The organism is Myxococcus eversor (genome assembly GCF_010894455.1).
Classification (GTDB): domain Bacteria; phylum Myxococcota; class Myxococcia; order Myxococcales; family Myxococcaceae; genus Myxococcus; species Myxococcus eversor.
The window spans coordinates 59020-73904 of record NZ_JAAIXY010000025.1 but is presented as its reverse complement, the minus strand read 5'-3'; the positions used below and the strand labels follow the sequence as shown (position 1 = coordinate 73904).

Sequence of the window (14885 nt, the reverse complement as noted above, 5' to 3'; positions counted from 1 at the left end):
CGCGCCATGGCCTCTCGACAATTGCTCGCCCTCGGCGTCGCGGTGGTGGCGATCTCCGTGGGCGGGCTCACACGGTGGTGGCTGGCTCCCGCGCGCCCGGATTCGTCGGGCCCGCGGGCTCGTGAATCCACGCTGGAGCGACTGGCCCGGATGCAGCGAGAGGCCCCGCCGGACGACGCTCCGGCGCAGGCACGCCTCGCCACGGAGTGGATGCGAGAGGGGCTGCGCTCGGCGGATCCCCGGCACCTGATGCACGCGCGCGTCGCGGCCCGGCGCGCGTTGCTGGCGGACCCCGAGCGCGTGGATGCGCTCAAGGTGGAGCTGCTGCTGCTCCACCATGACCACCAGTTCAAGGACCTCCGCGACGCCGCGCTGCGGTTGACGGAGCAGTACCCGCACGACGCCTTCTTCCAGGGACTGCTCGGAGACGCCGAACTGGAGCTGGGGCGCTACGACGAGGGCGAGGCGGCCTATGCGCGGATGATGGACCTGAAGCCCTCGCATGCCACGTACACCCGCGTGGGATATCTGCGTCTCCTGCGAGGGGACGTGGACGGGGCCATCTCCGTGCTCAAGCTCGCGGCGACGTCGGCGGACCCTCGCGATGGAGACACGGTGGCCCGGGCGCTGTGTGAGCTGGGTGATGCGTACCTCGCGAAGGGCGAACCGGACACGGCCTTCGAGTACTTCACCGTCGCGCTCACCCATGCACCGGAGTTGGATCGGGCCCACGCGGGACGCGGCCATGTCCTGCGCGCCCGAGGCCAGGCCGACGCGGCCGTCGAGGCCTACCGGGCGGCGATGACGGCGCGGCCTCAGGCGGGGCACCGGGCCTTCCTGGCGGATGCGCTCTCGGCGGCGGGACGCGAGCGGGAGGCCCAGGCGGAATACGTCCTGGCGCTCCAGGACACGGCCCAGGATGGCCGCGAACAGGCGCGACTGCTGCTGGACCTGGGACGGGATGTGGCCCAGGCGGAGGAACTCGCCCGGCGTGAGCTGACGCGCAGGCGGGATGTCTTCACGCAAGCGGTGCTGGCCTATGCGCTCGTCAGCGCGGGCAAGGTGGAAGAGGCCCGGCCCCTGATGCAAGCCGCGCTGAGCCTGGGGACACGCCACGCGAGGTTGGAGTACGTCGCGGGGCTCGTCGCCTCGGCGAGTGGCGAGCGGGACGGTGCCCGGCTTCACCTGGACGCGGCGCTGCGGGGCTTCCCTCCGCTTCCACCGAGACAGGCGGAGCGCGCCCGGGAGCTGCTCGGGGCGATGGCACCTCCCTCGGGAACCGTCAGCGCCCAGGGCCAGCGCATGGAGTGAGCCGCGGCGACCGCGCGTCCAGGCCTCCGAGCCGGTGCGCTCCCTACGGCTGCGTGGGTGTGCTCCGCATGGACTCGTACTCCTCCAGGGCCCTGATCACCGCGCTCGCATGCGGATGGGACGACGGGGCCAGGTCGAGGAAGAGGCGGTAGTGCTTCGCGCCCTCCTCCTTGCGCCCGAGCTTGGCCGCCACCGAGCCCAGGAACAGGTGGCACTCGAGGTTCTCCGGCTCCATCGCGACGCACTCGCGCGCTCGCGTCCTCGCGGCGTCGTACTGCTTCGCCTTGAACAGGTTCTTCGCCTGCAGGAGCGCCACGTCCCCCCGGCTCGCGTCGGGCGGTTCGTCCGGCGCCACCACCGGGTCCGGCTGTCGAGGCGGTGGCTTGCCGGTCGTCACCTTGGAGGGAACCGTCGTCGGCCCCGTGCCCGCGGGGCGAGTCCCCGCATCGGTGGGCTCCAGGATGGTCTCCTCGGAGCCCTGCGCGGTCGCGGCCTCTTCGCGCTCCCTCTTGTCTCGCTCCTCCCGCTCCCGCGCCGTTTCGATGCGGATCTCCACCGCGCCCTGATTGTCGGACGGGTCGTCGTCGATGAACCCGCAGTAGAGCCCATGAATGCCGCTGATCTTCATGTCCTCGCCCCGAGTCAGCAGGAAGCGCTGCGCCCGGGCGGGAGGTGTGCCCGGACCATCCCGCTCCACGGACACCTGCTGCACGCACGCCACCGTCACCACCGGGCCCTGGGCCCTTCCTCGGGTGAAGGCTCCCCCCTCCACCTGCTCCAGCGTCAGCGTGTAGACCTCCATCGGGTTCAACCCATCGACGAAGAGACTCCGGCTCAAGTCCGTGGTCATCCACTCCAGGTGGATGGTGTGACGGCGCTCTTCATTCGTCCGGGTGTTCAGCACCGTGACGATGCGCTCGGGCAGATCGTCCTGCGGCGTGGGCGCGCCCACCGTGAAGAACATCACCGCCGAGGCGCCTCGGAACGGCTCTGGCCTGCGCGTCACCAGTCCCACCGCCGCGTCCGCCGCGACGTCCTTCCCCGACAGCAGGAAGAAGATGCTCGGCATGGGCTTGCCGCGATCCGCCGGAGACAGGAGGCCCGACTCGGAGATGCGGTACGTCACCTGTGGATCCAACGCCCCGAGCGCAGCGCGCCCGGAGGACACCCCGAAGACGTGCTTCCGAGCCTCCAGCCGGAACGACGCGAGCGGCAGATGCACTGAATCCATGCCCCCGGAGGGCTTGCTCGAAGCCGGCTCCTGCACGGGCTGGGCTGGGGCCCCGTTCGGCGCGCGGTGGTCGTCGGCGACCTTGATCTGCTGCGTGGGAAGCGGCGGCCTGACAGGCCCGGTGGCCTTCGGCTCGGGAGGCATCCAGTCCGCCTTGAGCTTGTCGAAGGACGACCAGAACAGGCCCGCGAGCATCAGCAGTCCCACCGTCACCACGACGTGGTGCGTGGAGATGCGGAAGCTGTTCTCGAAGAAGCCTCCCCGGTCCGGAGAGTTGCCGTCCTCCTCCTCGTCCGCGTCCAGCGCCGCGCCTTCTCCTCCGTCCGGCAGGTCCCCCGGCTCGCTCTCCAGCGTCGTCGGCTCCGTGCGCAGCTCCGGGGTGGACAGCTCCGTGGGCTTGGGCAGCAGGCTCGTGGTGGCGCGCCAGACGGACAGCTCCTCCACGAACGACGGCGGCACCTTGGTGTCCTTGCCCAGCTCCGTCAGGTCGGGACGGAACAGCTCCCGCAGGAGATAGGCCGCGGACATCGCGGAGAAGCGCGGCGCCGCCTTGAAGAGGAATCCCGCCAGCGCATCGCCGAAGGCATGGGCGGACTCGAAGCGGTCCTCCTTCCGCACCGCGAGCGCCTTCTGGAGGATGGCCTCCAGTCGCACCGGCAGGTCCGGTTTGATATCGCGCGGACGCGGCAAGGGCTGGCGCGTGTGCAGCTTGTGCATCACCACGTACTCCGGCCCCTCCAACGGGAGCCGGCCGCACACCATCTCGAACAGCACCACCGCCGTGGCCCAGACATCCGTGCGCGCGTCCACCTCTTCGCCTCTCGCCTGCTCCGGCGAGAAGAACAGGTACTTGCCCTTCACCACGCCCGGCGCGGTGTCGAAGCTGCGCAGCGAGCGCGCCTTGGCGATGCCGAAGTCGACGATCTTGACCTGGCCCTCGTAGCTGACGAGGACGTTGTCCGGAGAGATGTCGCGGTGGACGATGTGCAGGGGCTCGCCCTTGTCGTCCGTGCGCGTGTGCGCATAGTGCAGGCCCCGGCACATCTCCAGCGCGATGTACGTGGCGATAGGCACCGGCAGGCTGGCGAAGTTGGAGCGCAGCGCCCGCTTCATGATGCGATTGAGCGGCTGGCCGTCCACGTACTCCATGGCCAGGAAGTAATCGCCGTCCATCTGCCCGAAGTCGAAGACCTGGGCGATGGCCCCATGGGACAGCGAGGCGGAGATGCGCGCCTCGCTGATGAACATGGCGACGAACGCCTCGTCGTTGGCGAACTCCGGCAACACCTTCTTGATGAGGACTGGCTTGGTGACGCCCGCGGCCCCCAGCAACTGGGCCCGCCACGTCTCCGCCATCCCCCCCCGGCCGATTCGGGATTGGAGCTCGTACCGGCCAAACCGTGCGTGCTGCTCATTCGCCATTGAGGCGTAGGGTATCGCGGGGGATTCCGATCAAAAAGGGGGCTCCGTGAATGCGGGACTCAATGTCAGCCAATCGGCCGATGAGCGGCGGCCCCGGGCGGTGTCTATTGCCGGCTCTTGAGGAACGTCGTCACCGTGGCGGCCTGGGGATGGCTGGGGTAGCGCTGGACGAAGGTGCGATACCGATCCAGGGCGCCATCCATCCGGCCCAGTCTCTGCTGCATGGCCCCGGAGAGGAGCAGACAGTCGGGCTGCTCCGGAACGTTGGAGAGACAGTCCTCGGCCAGGAGGAACGCGTCGTGGTGCTGTCCAGACCGGGCCAGTCGCTGCGCCTGGGTGGCCAGGCGCGTGGCCTCCTGCACGCGGAAGTTCCCCTGGCCGCCCTGACTCCTCGCGCGCCTGGGCTCCCAGGCGGTGATGCTCACCTCGGCCTCACCCTCGTTGTCGAAGGCGGCATCGTCGATGAAGCCGCAGCGCAGGCCCTGGATGCCCCGGACCTTCACGTCGCGCCCCTGAGTCAGGAGGAACTGCAAGGGATTCCCGGCGGTGGCGGCGCGCGAAACCGGGCCCTTTGTCGTGGACCGGGGATCCCACTCGAGGCAGGCCACCTGGCTCGTGGGCCCCTCGCCTGGGCCGCGCAGGAAGACGCCCTTCCCCACCGGATTGAATGACAAACCATAGGTCTGCCGCGGGTCCAGGCCCCGGATGAGCAATCCCGTGCGACCGGAGATGCGCATGGGCTCGGGATGGAAGGTGAAGCGACGATCCGTGTTCGACTTGAGTTCCCTGAGGTAGACGGTGTGAGACGCGAGGTCGTCCTTGGTCGGCTCTCCCAGGGTGAACAGCATGATGGACCGCGGGCCCCTGATGGAGACGGGACGAGGGGAGACGGTGCCCATGCGCGACTCGGGGGGCACGGAGTCACCGGAGCTCAGGAAGAAGACCGGAAGCTCCCTGCTCGGTGAAGGCTCCAGGATGGCGGACGACTGGGGCACCCCCTCCATGGGGTTCGTTCCCCAGAGGCGGTAGGTGGCCAGCGGATCCAGCGGCGAGAAGGCAACCAGGTCCGCGTGTACGCGCAGCACATGGAGCCGGGAGTCCAGTCGGAACGTGGTCATCGCGGGATATGCCGGAATGGGCTCGGCCTCGCTGGCGCCCTCGGGACCGGCCCCTGGAGCGGACCTCTCCCCCGCGACGGCCACCTCCGGGGCAGCGCCCTTCAGTGTCGAGTCCCCGGGGGGGGCCACGACACCCGGCTCCGGGTACCGCGCGAGCCGCGAAGCGCCGTCATCAGGAGGGGGCTGAAGCGCCGCCTCCTCGGTCGAGGGCCCGTCGTGAAGGACGCCCACGAGCACGAGCAGCCCACCGCCCAGGATCAGCGCCAGTCGAGCCCACGCGGGGGATTTCCGGGGGCTCGCGACGGCGGGCATGCGCATGGTGGGGGCCAGGAGCGCATCTCGCTTCGGGAGGGACACCTTGGATGAGGCGGGCGCGGGGCCCGGAGTCCGTCGCCGCTCGGGAGGGGGAACAGGCGCAGCGGGCTCCACTCCCCGCCAGGCACTCAGCTCCTCGACGAAGGTGGGAGGCACGGTGAGTTCGCGGCCTTCCTGGAGCAGGTCCGGGTTGAACAGCTCACGGACGAGATACGCCAGGTTCATGGGCGAGAACCGGGGCGCGAAGGGATAGAGGAACGCGGCCAGCGCGTCGCCAAAGGCATTCGCCGACTCGTAGCGAAGCGAGGCATCCACGGACAGCGCCCGCATCACGAGTTCATTCAGCGCGGACGGCAGCTCCGCGCGCACCTCACGAGGTGAAGGAAACTCCCCGTGGGCCATCCGCGACATCACCGCCGCCTGCGTCCCGATGACGGGGAGCTGGCCACACAGCATCTCGTACAGCACCAGCCCCGTGGCCCAGACATCCGTGCGGGCGTCCACCGCGCGGCCCCTCGCCTGCTCCGGAGAGAAGTACAGGAACTTCCCTCGCACCACGCCCGGCTCGGTGTCGAAGTTGCGCAGCATGCGCGCCTTGGCGATGCCGAAGTCGACGATCTTGACCTGGCCCTCGTAGCTGATGAGCACGTTGTCCGGAGAGATGTCGCGGTGGACGATGTGCAGGGGCTCGCCCTTCTCGTCCGTCCGCGAGTGCGCGTAGTGCAGTCCCCGGCACATCTCCAGGGCGATGTAGACCGCCAGCGGAATGGGCATCTGCTTGAGCCCGGTCCTCGCCGCGCGCTTCAGGATGCGGTGGAGCGGCTGCCCATCCACCAACTCCATGGCCAGGAAGTACTGACCCTCCATCCGTCCGAAGTCGAAGACCTGGGCGATGTTGCCATGCGACAGCGTGGCGGAGATGCGCGCCTCGCTGATGAACATCTCGATGAAGTCCTCGTCGTGGGCGTGCTGCGGGAGGACCTTCTTGATGAGGACCGGTTTGGTGATTCCCGCGGCGCCGACCAGCCTGGCGCGCCACGTCTCCGCCATTCCACCCCGGCCCAGCTGGGTGAGGAGCTCGTAGCGACCAAGGTTCTCATGTGGATCAGGGGGCATGGGGGCAACCCGTGACGGGCGCTCGGCGCGTGTCGTCGTCGTGCCGTCATTTCGGCCCTGATCCGCCCCCGATTTCCATCAGGAGGTGCCCTGCGTTGTTCGGTTGTGAGTGTTCTGGAGGGCACTCACGAAAGGGCGGCCCCTCAGGGCGTGGCGTCCGTGTTGCGAGGCTTCCTGGGGGGAGGCCGCTTGGGCGGAGCCTCCGCGTCGATGCGCACGAGGAGCGCGCCCGAGTTGCCATCGGCGCCGTCGTCGACGAAGCCACACATCAGTCCCAGGACGCCCCGCACGCGGCGCTCCTCTCCTTGTCGGAGCAGGAACTGGAGGATCAGTGCGTCCGGGTCCCTGGGACTCGTCCGCAGGGAGGGATTCTCCTCGGGAGGCGGCAGCCACTGCGCGCAGGCCACCGTGGTGGCGGGGCCCGCCTCGCGCCCATGAAGGAACGCGCCCTGGGCGGTCGCCTCCAGATTGAGCGTGTAGGTCGACATCGGGTCGAGCCCCTTGAGGACGAGCGCGCGCTTCAACAGCAGTCCCTCCCCATCCGGGTGGAAGACGAGTGACTGCGGATCAGCGCCGTCGGCTCCGGTCATGCGGAGGTAGCGCTCGGACATCGCCTCGGTGCTGCCGGGGCCGAGCCGGAAGATCGCCAGCTCGCGGACACTCTCGAAGGTCCTGGGGTCGCCGGAGAGCATTCCCAGTCGGGCCTGCTCGGGCAGGCGCGAGGCCTCGCCGGACAGGAGATAGAAGACCGTGGGAGTCCCGCTCGAGGAGGGGCTGAGGACGGCGGGCTCTCCCAGCTTGACGGCACTCAGGTCGGAGAGGACGTAGGTGTTCTGGGGATTGAGCGGCCCGAAGGACCTGTGGCTCCGCGGAACGATGATGACGTCGCGGTCGGCCTCGAGCAGGAACTCCTTCACCGGATACTGGATGACGATGGGAGGACGCAGCGCACCGGGCTCCGAGCGGCCCCGCACGTCCGAGCCGGGCGAGCCCGTGGACGACGTGGACGGGCTCCTCGCCAGGATGGCGCCCCAGCAGAGGCCCGCGAGGACCACGCCACCCCCGGCGAGGGCCGCGATGCGCTTCCAGCGCCGGGGTTGGGGAATGCTCTCGAGTTGCAGCTCCGTGGCGCCATCGAGGTGGAGCTGGGTGGGCCGCTCCGACAAGGGAATCATGACCTCCGATTGTCTGCGCTTGCGCCCCGGGTCCTGGGGCGAGGCAGGCGCGGTGTCCCGGGCGGACGGAAGCTCCTCGGTTTGAACGGGAGGCGTCTTCGGGGGTGGGCGGGACTTCGCGGCATGGGCGCGCCAGGCCGCCAGGTCGTCGTGGAAGGTGCGAGGCACGGACAGCGAGCGGCCCGCTTCGGTGAGGTCCTCCTGGAACAGCACCCGGACCAGGTGCGCCAGGTCCATGGTCGAGAACGGCGGAGACACCGAGTACAGGAAGCCGGCCAGTGCATCCGCGAAGGCATTCGCTGACTCGTAGCGGCTCCCCAGGTCCACCGACAGCGCCTTCATGATCAGCTCATCGAGCGCGACGGGAAGGTCTGCTCGCACCTGTCGCGGCGAGGGGAACTCGCCATAGGCCATGCGCAGCATCACCGCGGCCTGCGTGCCGGTGATGGGGGGCTGTCCGCAGAGCAGCTCGTACAGCAACAGGCCCGTGGACCAGACGTCGGAGCGGGCGTCCACCTCGTGGCCCTTGGCCTGCTCGGGAGAGAAGTACAGGTACTTCCCTCTCACGATGCCCGGCTCGGTCTTGAAGGTCTGCGACATGCGCGCCTTGGCGATGCCGAAGTCGACGATCTTGACCTGACCCTCGTAGCTGATGAGGACGTTGTCCGGCGCGATGTCCCGGTGGACGATGTTCAGGGCCGTGCCCTTGTCATCCGTGCGCGTGTGCGCGTAGTGCAGCCCCCGGCACAGCTCCAGGGCGATGTACGTGGCCAGGGGGACGGGCAACTGCGACAGGCCCAGCTTCGCCGCGCGCTTCTGCACGCGGTAGAGGGGTTGGCCATCCACCAACTCCATCGCGAGGAAGTACTGGCCGTCCACGCGGCCGAACTCGAAGACCTGGGCGATGTTGCCGTGGGACAGCGTGGAGGAGATGCGGGCCTCGCGGACGAACATCGAGATGAAGTCCTCGTTGTTCGCGAACTCGGGGAGGACCTTCTTGATGAGGACGGGCTTGGTGACGCCCGCCGCGCCCACCAGTCGCGCGCGCCACGTCTCGGCCATGCCTCCACGCCCCAGCAGGGCCAGGAGTTCGTACCGACCGAAGCGTGCGTTGCGGTCCTGGGCCATGGCTGGGCTGTCGAGGGTCCTACCGGAGGACAGGGGAGTTCAGCTCACCGGCTCTTCTTGGTCCCCGCGTAGACCTTGACGATGTTCTCGATCTCCTCGCGGTTCGGATGGTCGGGAGGAGCCAGCTCCAGGAACCGGCGATAGCTCTTGGCCGCATCGACGTTCTTGTTCAACCGCGCCTTGGCGATACCCAACATCAGGTGACAGTCCGGCGTCGTGGCGAACGTCGCGACGCACTCCTCGGCCACCTCGACTGCCTCGCGGTATTTCTTCTTCGTGATGAAGTCCTTGGCCCGGATGACCCACACACCGGACATCGACAGCGTGCCATTCTCCGACGTCATTCCGCCCTTCTTGCCGAGGAGGTCGGAGATCTTGGGCCTCCTTGATTCGGCGTTCACGTCGGGGGACTTCCCTTGTTCGGTGACATTGGCGGGAAGAGTGGTCGTCGACGGGCTCTCGACGGGTGGCGCCGCGGGTGCATCGGCCTGGGCCTGTTCGGACTGCTGCTCGTGCTTCCGCTCGTACTCCAGCCTCAGCGTCCGCGCTGTCTTGGCGAAGGGATGGCCGGGGTGCTTCTCGACGAGGCGTTGATAGCGCCGCGCGGCGACGTCGAACTTCTCGAGATGGGCCAGGCTGGCCCCGGAGATCATGAGGCAATCCGGATGGTCCGGCACGACGGCCAGGCACTTCTCCGCCAGGGCGGAGGCCTTCTCATAATCGCCCTGCTCTATCTCCGCGCGCGCCTTCTGCACATCCGCCTTGGTGGCGCCCGGGGGATTCTCGTCCGGGGTGACGGGACGAAGCGGTATCCCCGGCCCGGGCCTCGATGCGGGCAGCGGGCGCGGTCCCGCGGCGGGGATGTTGGGGGCGATGAGGTACGTGTAGGTCACAAAAGCGGCGATCCCCAGCACCGCCACGCCCCCCAGCATCGCCCCCCAGCCCAGGAGCCCTCCACTGGCTTTCGGCGTCTCCGTCGCCTCGGGTTGCGCGGCCTTGGCGGCCTCCGCCGGCGCGACGGGGACCTGATTGCGCGTCGACCGCCTGGGCGCCGGCTTCTGGTCAGGATCCAGCGCCTTGTTGGAGCGCGAGGAGACCACCCTTCCCCGATCCCTCTGCGTCAGCGCATCGGGCGGCACCCCGTTCGCACGCCACACCGTCAGCTCATTGATGAACGAGGGCGGCACGGTCAGCTCGCGTCCCTCCTCCGCCATGTCCTCCCGGAACAGGGCCCGGACCAGGTACGCCAGGTTGATCGACGAGAACCGGGGCGCGTGGGCGTAGAGGAACGTCGCCAGCGCGTCGGCGAACGCATTCGCCGATTCGAAGCGCTCATCGAGTTTGACCGCCAGCGCCTGCATGACGATGTCATCCAGTTCGACGGGCAGGTCCGGGCGCACCTCTCGGGGTGAGGGGAACTCCCCGTGCGCCATGCGCATCATCACCACCGCTTGCGTTCCGGTGACGGGGAGCTGCCCGCAGAGCAGCTCATACAGCACCAGCCCCGTGGCCCAGACATCCGTGCGGGCGTCCACCTCGCGTCCCCTCGCCTGCTCGGGCGAGAAGAACAGGTACTTGCCCTTCACCACGCCGGGCTCGGTCTTGAAGTTGCGCGCCATCTGCGCCTTCGCGATACCGAAATCGACGATCTTGACCTGGCCCTCGTAGCTGATGAGGACGTTGTCCGGAGAGATGTCCCGGTGGACGATGTCCAGGGGCGAGCCCTTGTCGTCCGTGCGGGTGTGCGCGTAGTGCAGGCCCCGGCACATCTCCAGGGCGATGTAGACCGCGAGGGGGACGGGCAGTTGCTTGAGGCCGGTCTTCGCGGCGCGCTTCAGGATGTGGTGGAGCGGCCGCCCGTCCACCAGCTCCATGGCCAGGAAGTACTCACCGCCCACCCGCCCGAAGTCGAGGACCTGGGCGATGTTGCCGTGGGACAGCGTGGCGGAGATGCGCGCCTCGTTGATGAACATCGAGATGAAGGCCTCATCCTCCACGTACGCGGGGAGGACCTTCTTGATGAGGACGGACTTGGTGATGCCGGCGTCGCCCACCCACCGGGCGCGCCAGGTCTCCGCCATTCCCCCCCGACCGAGCCATGACACCAGCTCGTATCGGCCGAACTTGTCGCCGGGCTGCAAGGCCATATCGAGCTGGAACCTACCCCAGTTTCCTGGGAGCCCGAACTTCATGGGTCTCCCTGTGGACGGTTGTGCACCGTGGCCGGGCCGGGCATGACGCACTGGTCCAAAAGGCCTGCCGGTGCTCGGACGGTACCGCGAGGGCTCGGAAGCCTCGCTGGGCAGCACCCAGCCGGACGGCGAGAACCCGTCCCTCAATAACGTCCCCCGCGCTTGCTGTCCTCATAGTGCTTGAGGAGCGTGGCGACTTCGCCTCGGGCGGGATGGTCTGACGGAGCCAGCTCGAGAAACCGTCGATAGTGACGGGCCCCCTCATCGACCTTGTCCAACCGGGCCTTGGCGATCCCCATCAGCAGATGGCAGTCGGAAACCGAGGGGAACACCTTGAGACATTGCTCGGCCATCGCCGCGGCCTCCCGGTACTTCTGCTTCTTGATGAGTGCACGCGACTTGGTGACCCACTCATCGACAATCGCGACATCGTGTGCGTCCAATGGCGCGCTTTCGGAGGTCGTCCTCGGCGCGGAGGCCACCTGTTCCGCGTGCTTCCGCTCGTACTCTTCTATCAACGTTCGAGTCACCCCCGCGAGAGGATGACCGGGGTGGTTCGTGGCGAGGCTTTGATATCGCTGGACGGCCACGTCGAACTTCTTCATGCGCGCCATGCTGGCACCGGCGATGAACAGACAGTCCGGATGGTTCGTCACCAGAGTCAGGCACTTCTCCGCCATGGCGGAGGCCGACTGGTAATCGCCTCGCTCGAGCAATCTCCGGGCATGACGCACGTCATCCTTGGTCGCGCCCGGGGGATCTTCTTCCGGGCGGACAAGAAGAGGAGTCGGTGAATCGGGAGCGTCCGAAGCCCGCGGTCCGAGCTTCGACAAGGGCAGCGGGGGTGGCCCCCCTGCTCTCGGAGGCGCGATGACGTACGCATAGAAGGTGCCGAAGACAATCACCAGCACCGCAGCGAACGCAGCCATCGCGCCCCAGCCCATCATGCCGCCACGCGTTGACGTGCTCGTCGCGGGCCGGTGCGACTCCAGGGCCTCCACCGTGGGATGGGCGTCGTCCGCCGCCCCCGTCGCCAGCAACAGCTTGCGCGTGGGCCGCTGTGCACCCGGCTTCAAATCCAGCTCCATCTCCGTCTCGGCCCGGGAAGAGGCCTCCTTCGCCAGCTCCTTCTTCGCAGGTACCTCCGGCGGCGCCCCGCTCGCACGCCACACCGTCAGCTCGTCGATGAACGAGGTGGGGACCGACAGCTCCCTCCCCTCCACCGCCATGTCTCCCCGGAACAGCACCCGGACCAGGTATGCCAGGTTCATCGTCGAGAACCGGGGCGCATGCGAATAGAGGAACTGCGCCAGCGCATCCGCGAATGCATTCGCCGACTCGAAGCGCGCCTCGATGTCCACCGACAGCGCCTTCATGACGAGCTCATCCAACTCGACGGGAAGGTCCGGGAGCACCTCTCGGGGTGAGGGGAACTCCCCGTGCGCCATGCGCATCATCACCGCCGCCTGAGTCCCGGTGACGGGGCGCTGCCCGCACAGCAGCTCGTACAACACCAGGCCCGTGGCCCAGACATCCGTGCGAGCATCCACCTCTTTTCCCCGCGCCTGCTCGGGCGAGAAGAAGTGGTACTTGCCCTTCACCACTCCGGGCTCGGTCTTGAAGTTGCGCGCCATCTCCGCCTTGGCGATGCCAAAGTCGACGATCTTGACCTGTCCCTCGTAGCTGATGAGGACGTTGTCCGGAGAGATGTCGCGGTGGACGATGCCCAGGGGCTTGCCCTTGTCATCCGTGCGCGTGTGCGCGTAGTGCAGGCCCCGGCACATCTCCAGGGCGATGTAGACGGCCAGGGGAATGGGCATCCGCTGCAGGCCCGTCTTCACCGCGCGCTTCAGGACGTGGTGGAGCGGCTGTCCATCCACCAGCTCCATCGCCAGATAGTACTGGCCTTCCACCCGCCCGAAGTCGAGGACCTGGGCGATGTTGCCGTGGGACAACGTGGCGGAGATGCGCGCCTCGTTGATGAACATCGAGATGAAGGCGTCGTCCTCGGCGAACTCGGGAAGCACCTTCTTGATGAGAACGGACTTGGTGACGCCAGCGTCGCCCATCCATCGGGCACGCCACGTCTCCGCCATTCCCCCCCGACCAAGCCAGGACACCAGCTCGTATCGGCCGAACTTGTCGCCGGGCTGCAAGGCCATATCAATCCGCAACCTACCCCACATTCCAGGGAGCCCGAACTTCCTGGGTCTCCCTGTGTGCTATGTTGCGCGCCGTGGCGAGTCTGGGAGACGAGGACGGGGATGACGCGCTGGTTCGAACCGATGCCCTGCCGGCACTCCGGAGCCCCCGCTTCAGGGTGAAGCTGGCGGTGCTGTCCGGGCCGGACGCCGGCAAGGTGTACCCGCTGGCCCCCGGGCGTTATCGCGTGGGTTCGGAAGCCACCGCGGACATCGTCCTGCCGGATCGCGCCGTGTCCCGGCAACACCTGCTCCTGGAAGTCCGGGAGGACGGTGTGCGCGCGGTGGACCCTGGATCACGCAATGGCTCCTTCTGCGAGGGAATGCGCTTCTCCGAATTGGAGGTTCGTCCAGGGGCCACCCTGACCCTGGGTACCACGGAGCTCAAGCTGGTTCCGGAGGGTGAGAAATCGAAGGCGCTTCCCCTCTCCTCTCGCAGCAGCTTCGGAGGACTGGTCGGCAACAGCCGGCGCATGCGAGAGGTCTTCACGCTGCTGGAGCGACTGGCCCAGGGCGAGTCCGACGTGCTCATTCAAGGCGACACGGGCACCGGCAAGGAGCTGTGCGCGGAGGCCATCCACACACACGGCCCCCGCAACAAGGGGCCGTTCATCATCGCGGACCTGGCGGGCATTCCGCCGCAGTTGCTCGAAAGCGAACTGTTTGGCCATGTGAAGGGCGCCTTCACCGGGGCCCAGGCTGATCGCGCAGGGGCCTTCGAGCGGGCTCACGGGGGCACCCTCTTCCTGGATGAAGTCGGAGAGCTTCCGTTGGAGGTGCAGCCGCGACTGCTCCGCGTGCTGGAGCGCCGACAGGTGAAGCGCGTGGGCGCCAATGACTACCGCACCTTCAACGTGCGAGTCGTGGCCGCCACGCACCAGGACCTGGAGGGCGCGGTGAAGCAGGGCCGCTTTCGCGGCGACCTCTTCCACCGGCTCGCGGTGCTGCGCGTCGTCCTGCCGGCACTGCGTGAGCGTCCCGAGGACATCCCGCTGCTCATCGACACCGTGCTGTCGCGATTGGGCAAGCCGCCCAGCGCGCTGTCGGACGTCACCCGCGCGCTGCTGACGCAGTACCCGTGGCCCGGCAACGTGCGCGAATTGCGCAACGTGGTGGACCGCGTGGTGAGCCTGGGTGAAGAGGCCCTGCCGGACATGGACCTCCCGGACGTGCCCGCGCCGGTGCCTCCGCGGCAGGAGGACCCGGAGTCGACGCAGTCGTTGACGCTCGACCTGCCGTTCAAGGAGGCCAAGGAGCAGCTCATCGAGGGCTTCGAGCGCGACTACCTGCGCAACCTCGTCGAACGCTGCGAAGGCAACGTGTCGCGCGCCGCGCGCGAGGCGGGGATTGATCGCGTCTACCTGCGCAAACTGCTGCGCAAGCACGGGCTGGACTCGGGCAGCCCCTGAGTCGACGGGAAGCTCTCGCCTGTCGTGAGCGGTGCTCGGCCCCGGTAGGCCCACGCGCGCCTTCCTCCACCCACCCGACCGCACAGGCAAACCCGCTCGCGGGTAGAAGAAATCCACGAGGAGCCGTGGCCGACCCCGACGTGCTGGGGTCTACCGGCTGAAGCCCTGCCGTATCTCCGAGGGTTTTCGAATCAGGTGGGGTTGGCGCGGGGCCAGCTCCCCAGGCGAGGCGTCGGGACCTGTTCCCGGCGCCTCGTTTTTTATCGG

General features: G+C 68.2%; 7 protein-coding genes. 2 read left to right on the top strand and 5 right to left on the bottom strand.

The genetic code is table 11. The annotated features are described in order from the left end of the window. Window positions 1-6: 6 nt before the first annotated feature. Window positions 7-1311 carry a tetratricopeptide repeat protein gene (locus G4D83_RS47020; RefSeq protein ID WP_163869801.1) on the top strand — a complete coding sequence of 435 codons (1305 nt, stop codon included), beginning with the start codon at window positions 7-9 and terminating at the stop codon, window positions 1309-1311. A gap of 43 nt (window positions 1312-1354) precedes the next feature. Here G4D83_RS47020 and G4D83_RS47130 read toward each other — a convergent pair whose 3' ends face one another. The 5 genes from G4D83_RS47130 to G4D83_RS37900 form a co-directional block, all read right to left on the bottom strand. Further along, the gene (locus tag G4D83_RS47130; RefSeq protein ID WP_163869800.1) at window positions 1355-3964 is read right to left on the bottom strand and encodes a protein kinase domain-containing protein; all 2610 of its coding nucleotides are present in this window, start codon (window positions 3962-3964) and stop codon (window positions 1355-1357) included. A gap of 104 nt (window positions 3965-4068) precedes the next feature. After that, a complete protein-coding gene (locus G4D83_RS47125) occupies window positions 4069-6513 on the bottom strand; it encodes a serine/threonine protein kinase (RefSeq protein ID WP_338041964.1) in 2445 nt (814 codons plus the stop codon). Window positions 6514-6656: 143 nt separating this feature from the next. Further along, window positions 6657-8816 carry a serine/threonine protein kinase gene (locus tag G4D83_RS37910; RefSeq protein WP_163869799.1) on the bottom strand — a complete coding sequence of 720 codons (2160 nt, stop codon included), beginning with the start codon at window positions 8814-8816 and terminating at the stop codon, window positions 6657-6659. 44 nt (window positions 8817-8860) lie between these two features. Next, complete coding sequence (locus G4D83_RS37905) at window positions 8861-10963, bottom strand: serine/threonine-protein kinase (protein ID WP_163869798.1); 2103 nt, start codon at window positions 10961-10963, stop codon at window positions 8861-8863. A gap of 188 nt (window positions 10964-11151) precedes the next feature. Next, window positions 11152-13170, bottom strand: coding sequence for a serine/threonine-protein kinase (locus G4D83_RS37900; protein ID WP_163869797.1), 2019 nt, complete (start codon window positions 13168-13170; stop codon window positions 11152-11154). A gap of 62 nt (window positions 13171-13232) precedes the next feature. Between G4D83_RS37900 and G4D83_RS37895 the strand changes: the two genes are divergently transcribed. Further along, window positions 13233-14618: a sigma 54-interacting transcriptional regulator gene (locus tag G4D83_RS37895; protein ID WP_163869796.1), complete on the top strand. Its 1386-nt coding sequence runs from the start codon at window positions 13233-13235 to the stop codon at window positions 14616-14618. The last annotated feature ends 267 nt before the right edge of the window (window positions 14619-14885 follow it).

Excerpts from the sequence above, each read along its gene's own strand:
- G4D83_RS47020 (WP_163869801.1), top strand. The coding sequence starts at position 7 with ATGGCCTCTCGACAATTGCTCGCCCTCGGCGTCGCGGTGGTGGCGATC.
- G4D83_RS47130 (WP_163869800.1), bottom strand. The coding sequence starts at position 3,964 with ATGGCGAATGAGCAGCACGCACGGTTTGGCCGGTACGAGCTCCAATCC.
- G4D83_RS47125 (WP_338041964.1), bottom strand. The coding sequence starts at position 6,513 with ATGCCCCCTGATCCACATGAGAACCTTGGTCGCTACGAGCTCCTCACC.
- G4D83_RS37910 (WP_163869799.1), bottom strand. The coding sequence starts at position 8,816 with ATGGCCCAGGACCGCAACGCACGCTTCGGTCGGTACGAACTCCTGGCC.
- G4D83_RS37905 (WP_163869798.1), bottom strand. The coding sequence starts at position 10,963 with ATGGCCTTGCAGCCCGGCGACAAGTTCGGCCGATACGAGCTGGTGTCA.
- G4D83_RS37900 (WP_163869797.1), bottom strand. The coding sequence starts at position 13,170 with ATGGCCTTGCAGCCCGGCGACAAGTTCGGCCGATACGAGCTGGTGTCC.
- G4D83_RS37895 (WP_163869796.1), top strand. The coding sequence starts at position 13,233 with ATGTTGCGCGCCGTGGCGAGTCTGGGAGACGAGGACGGGGATGACGCG.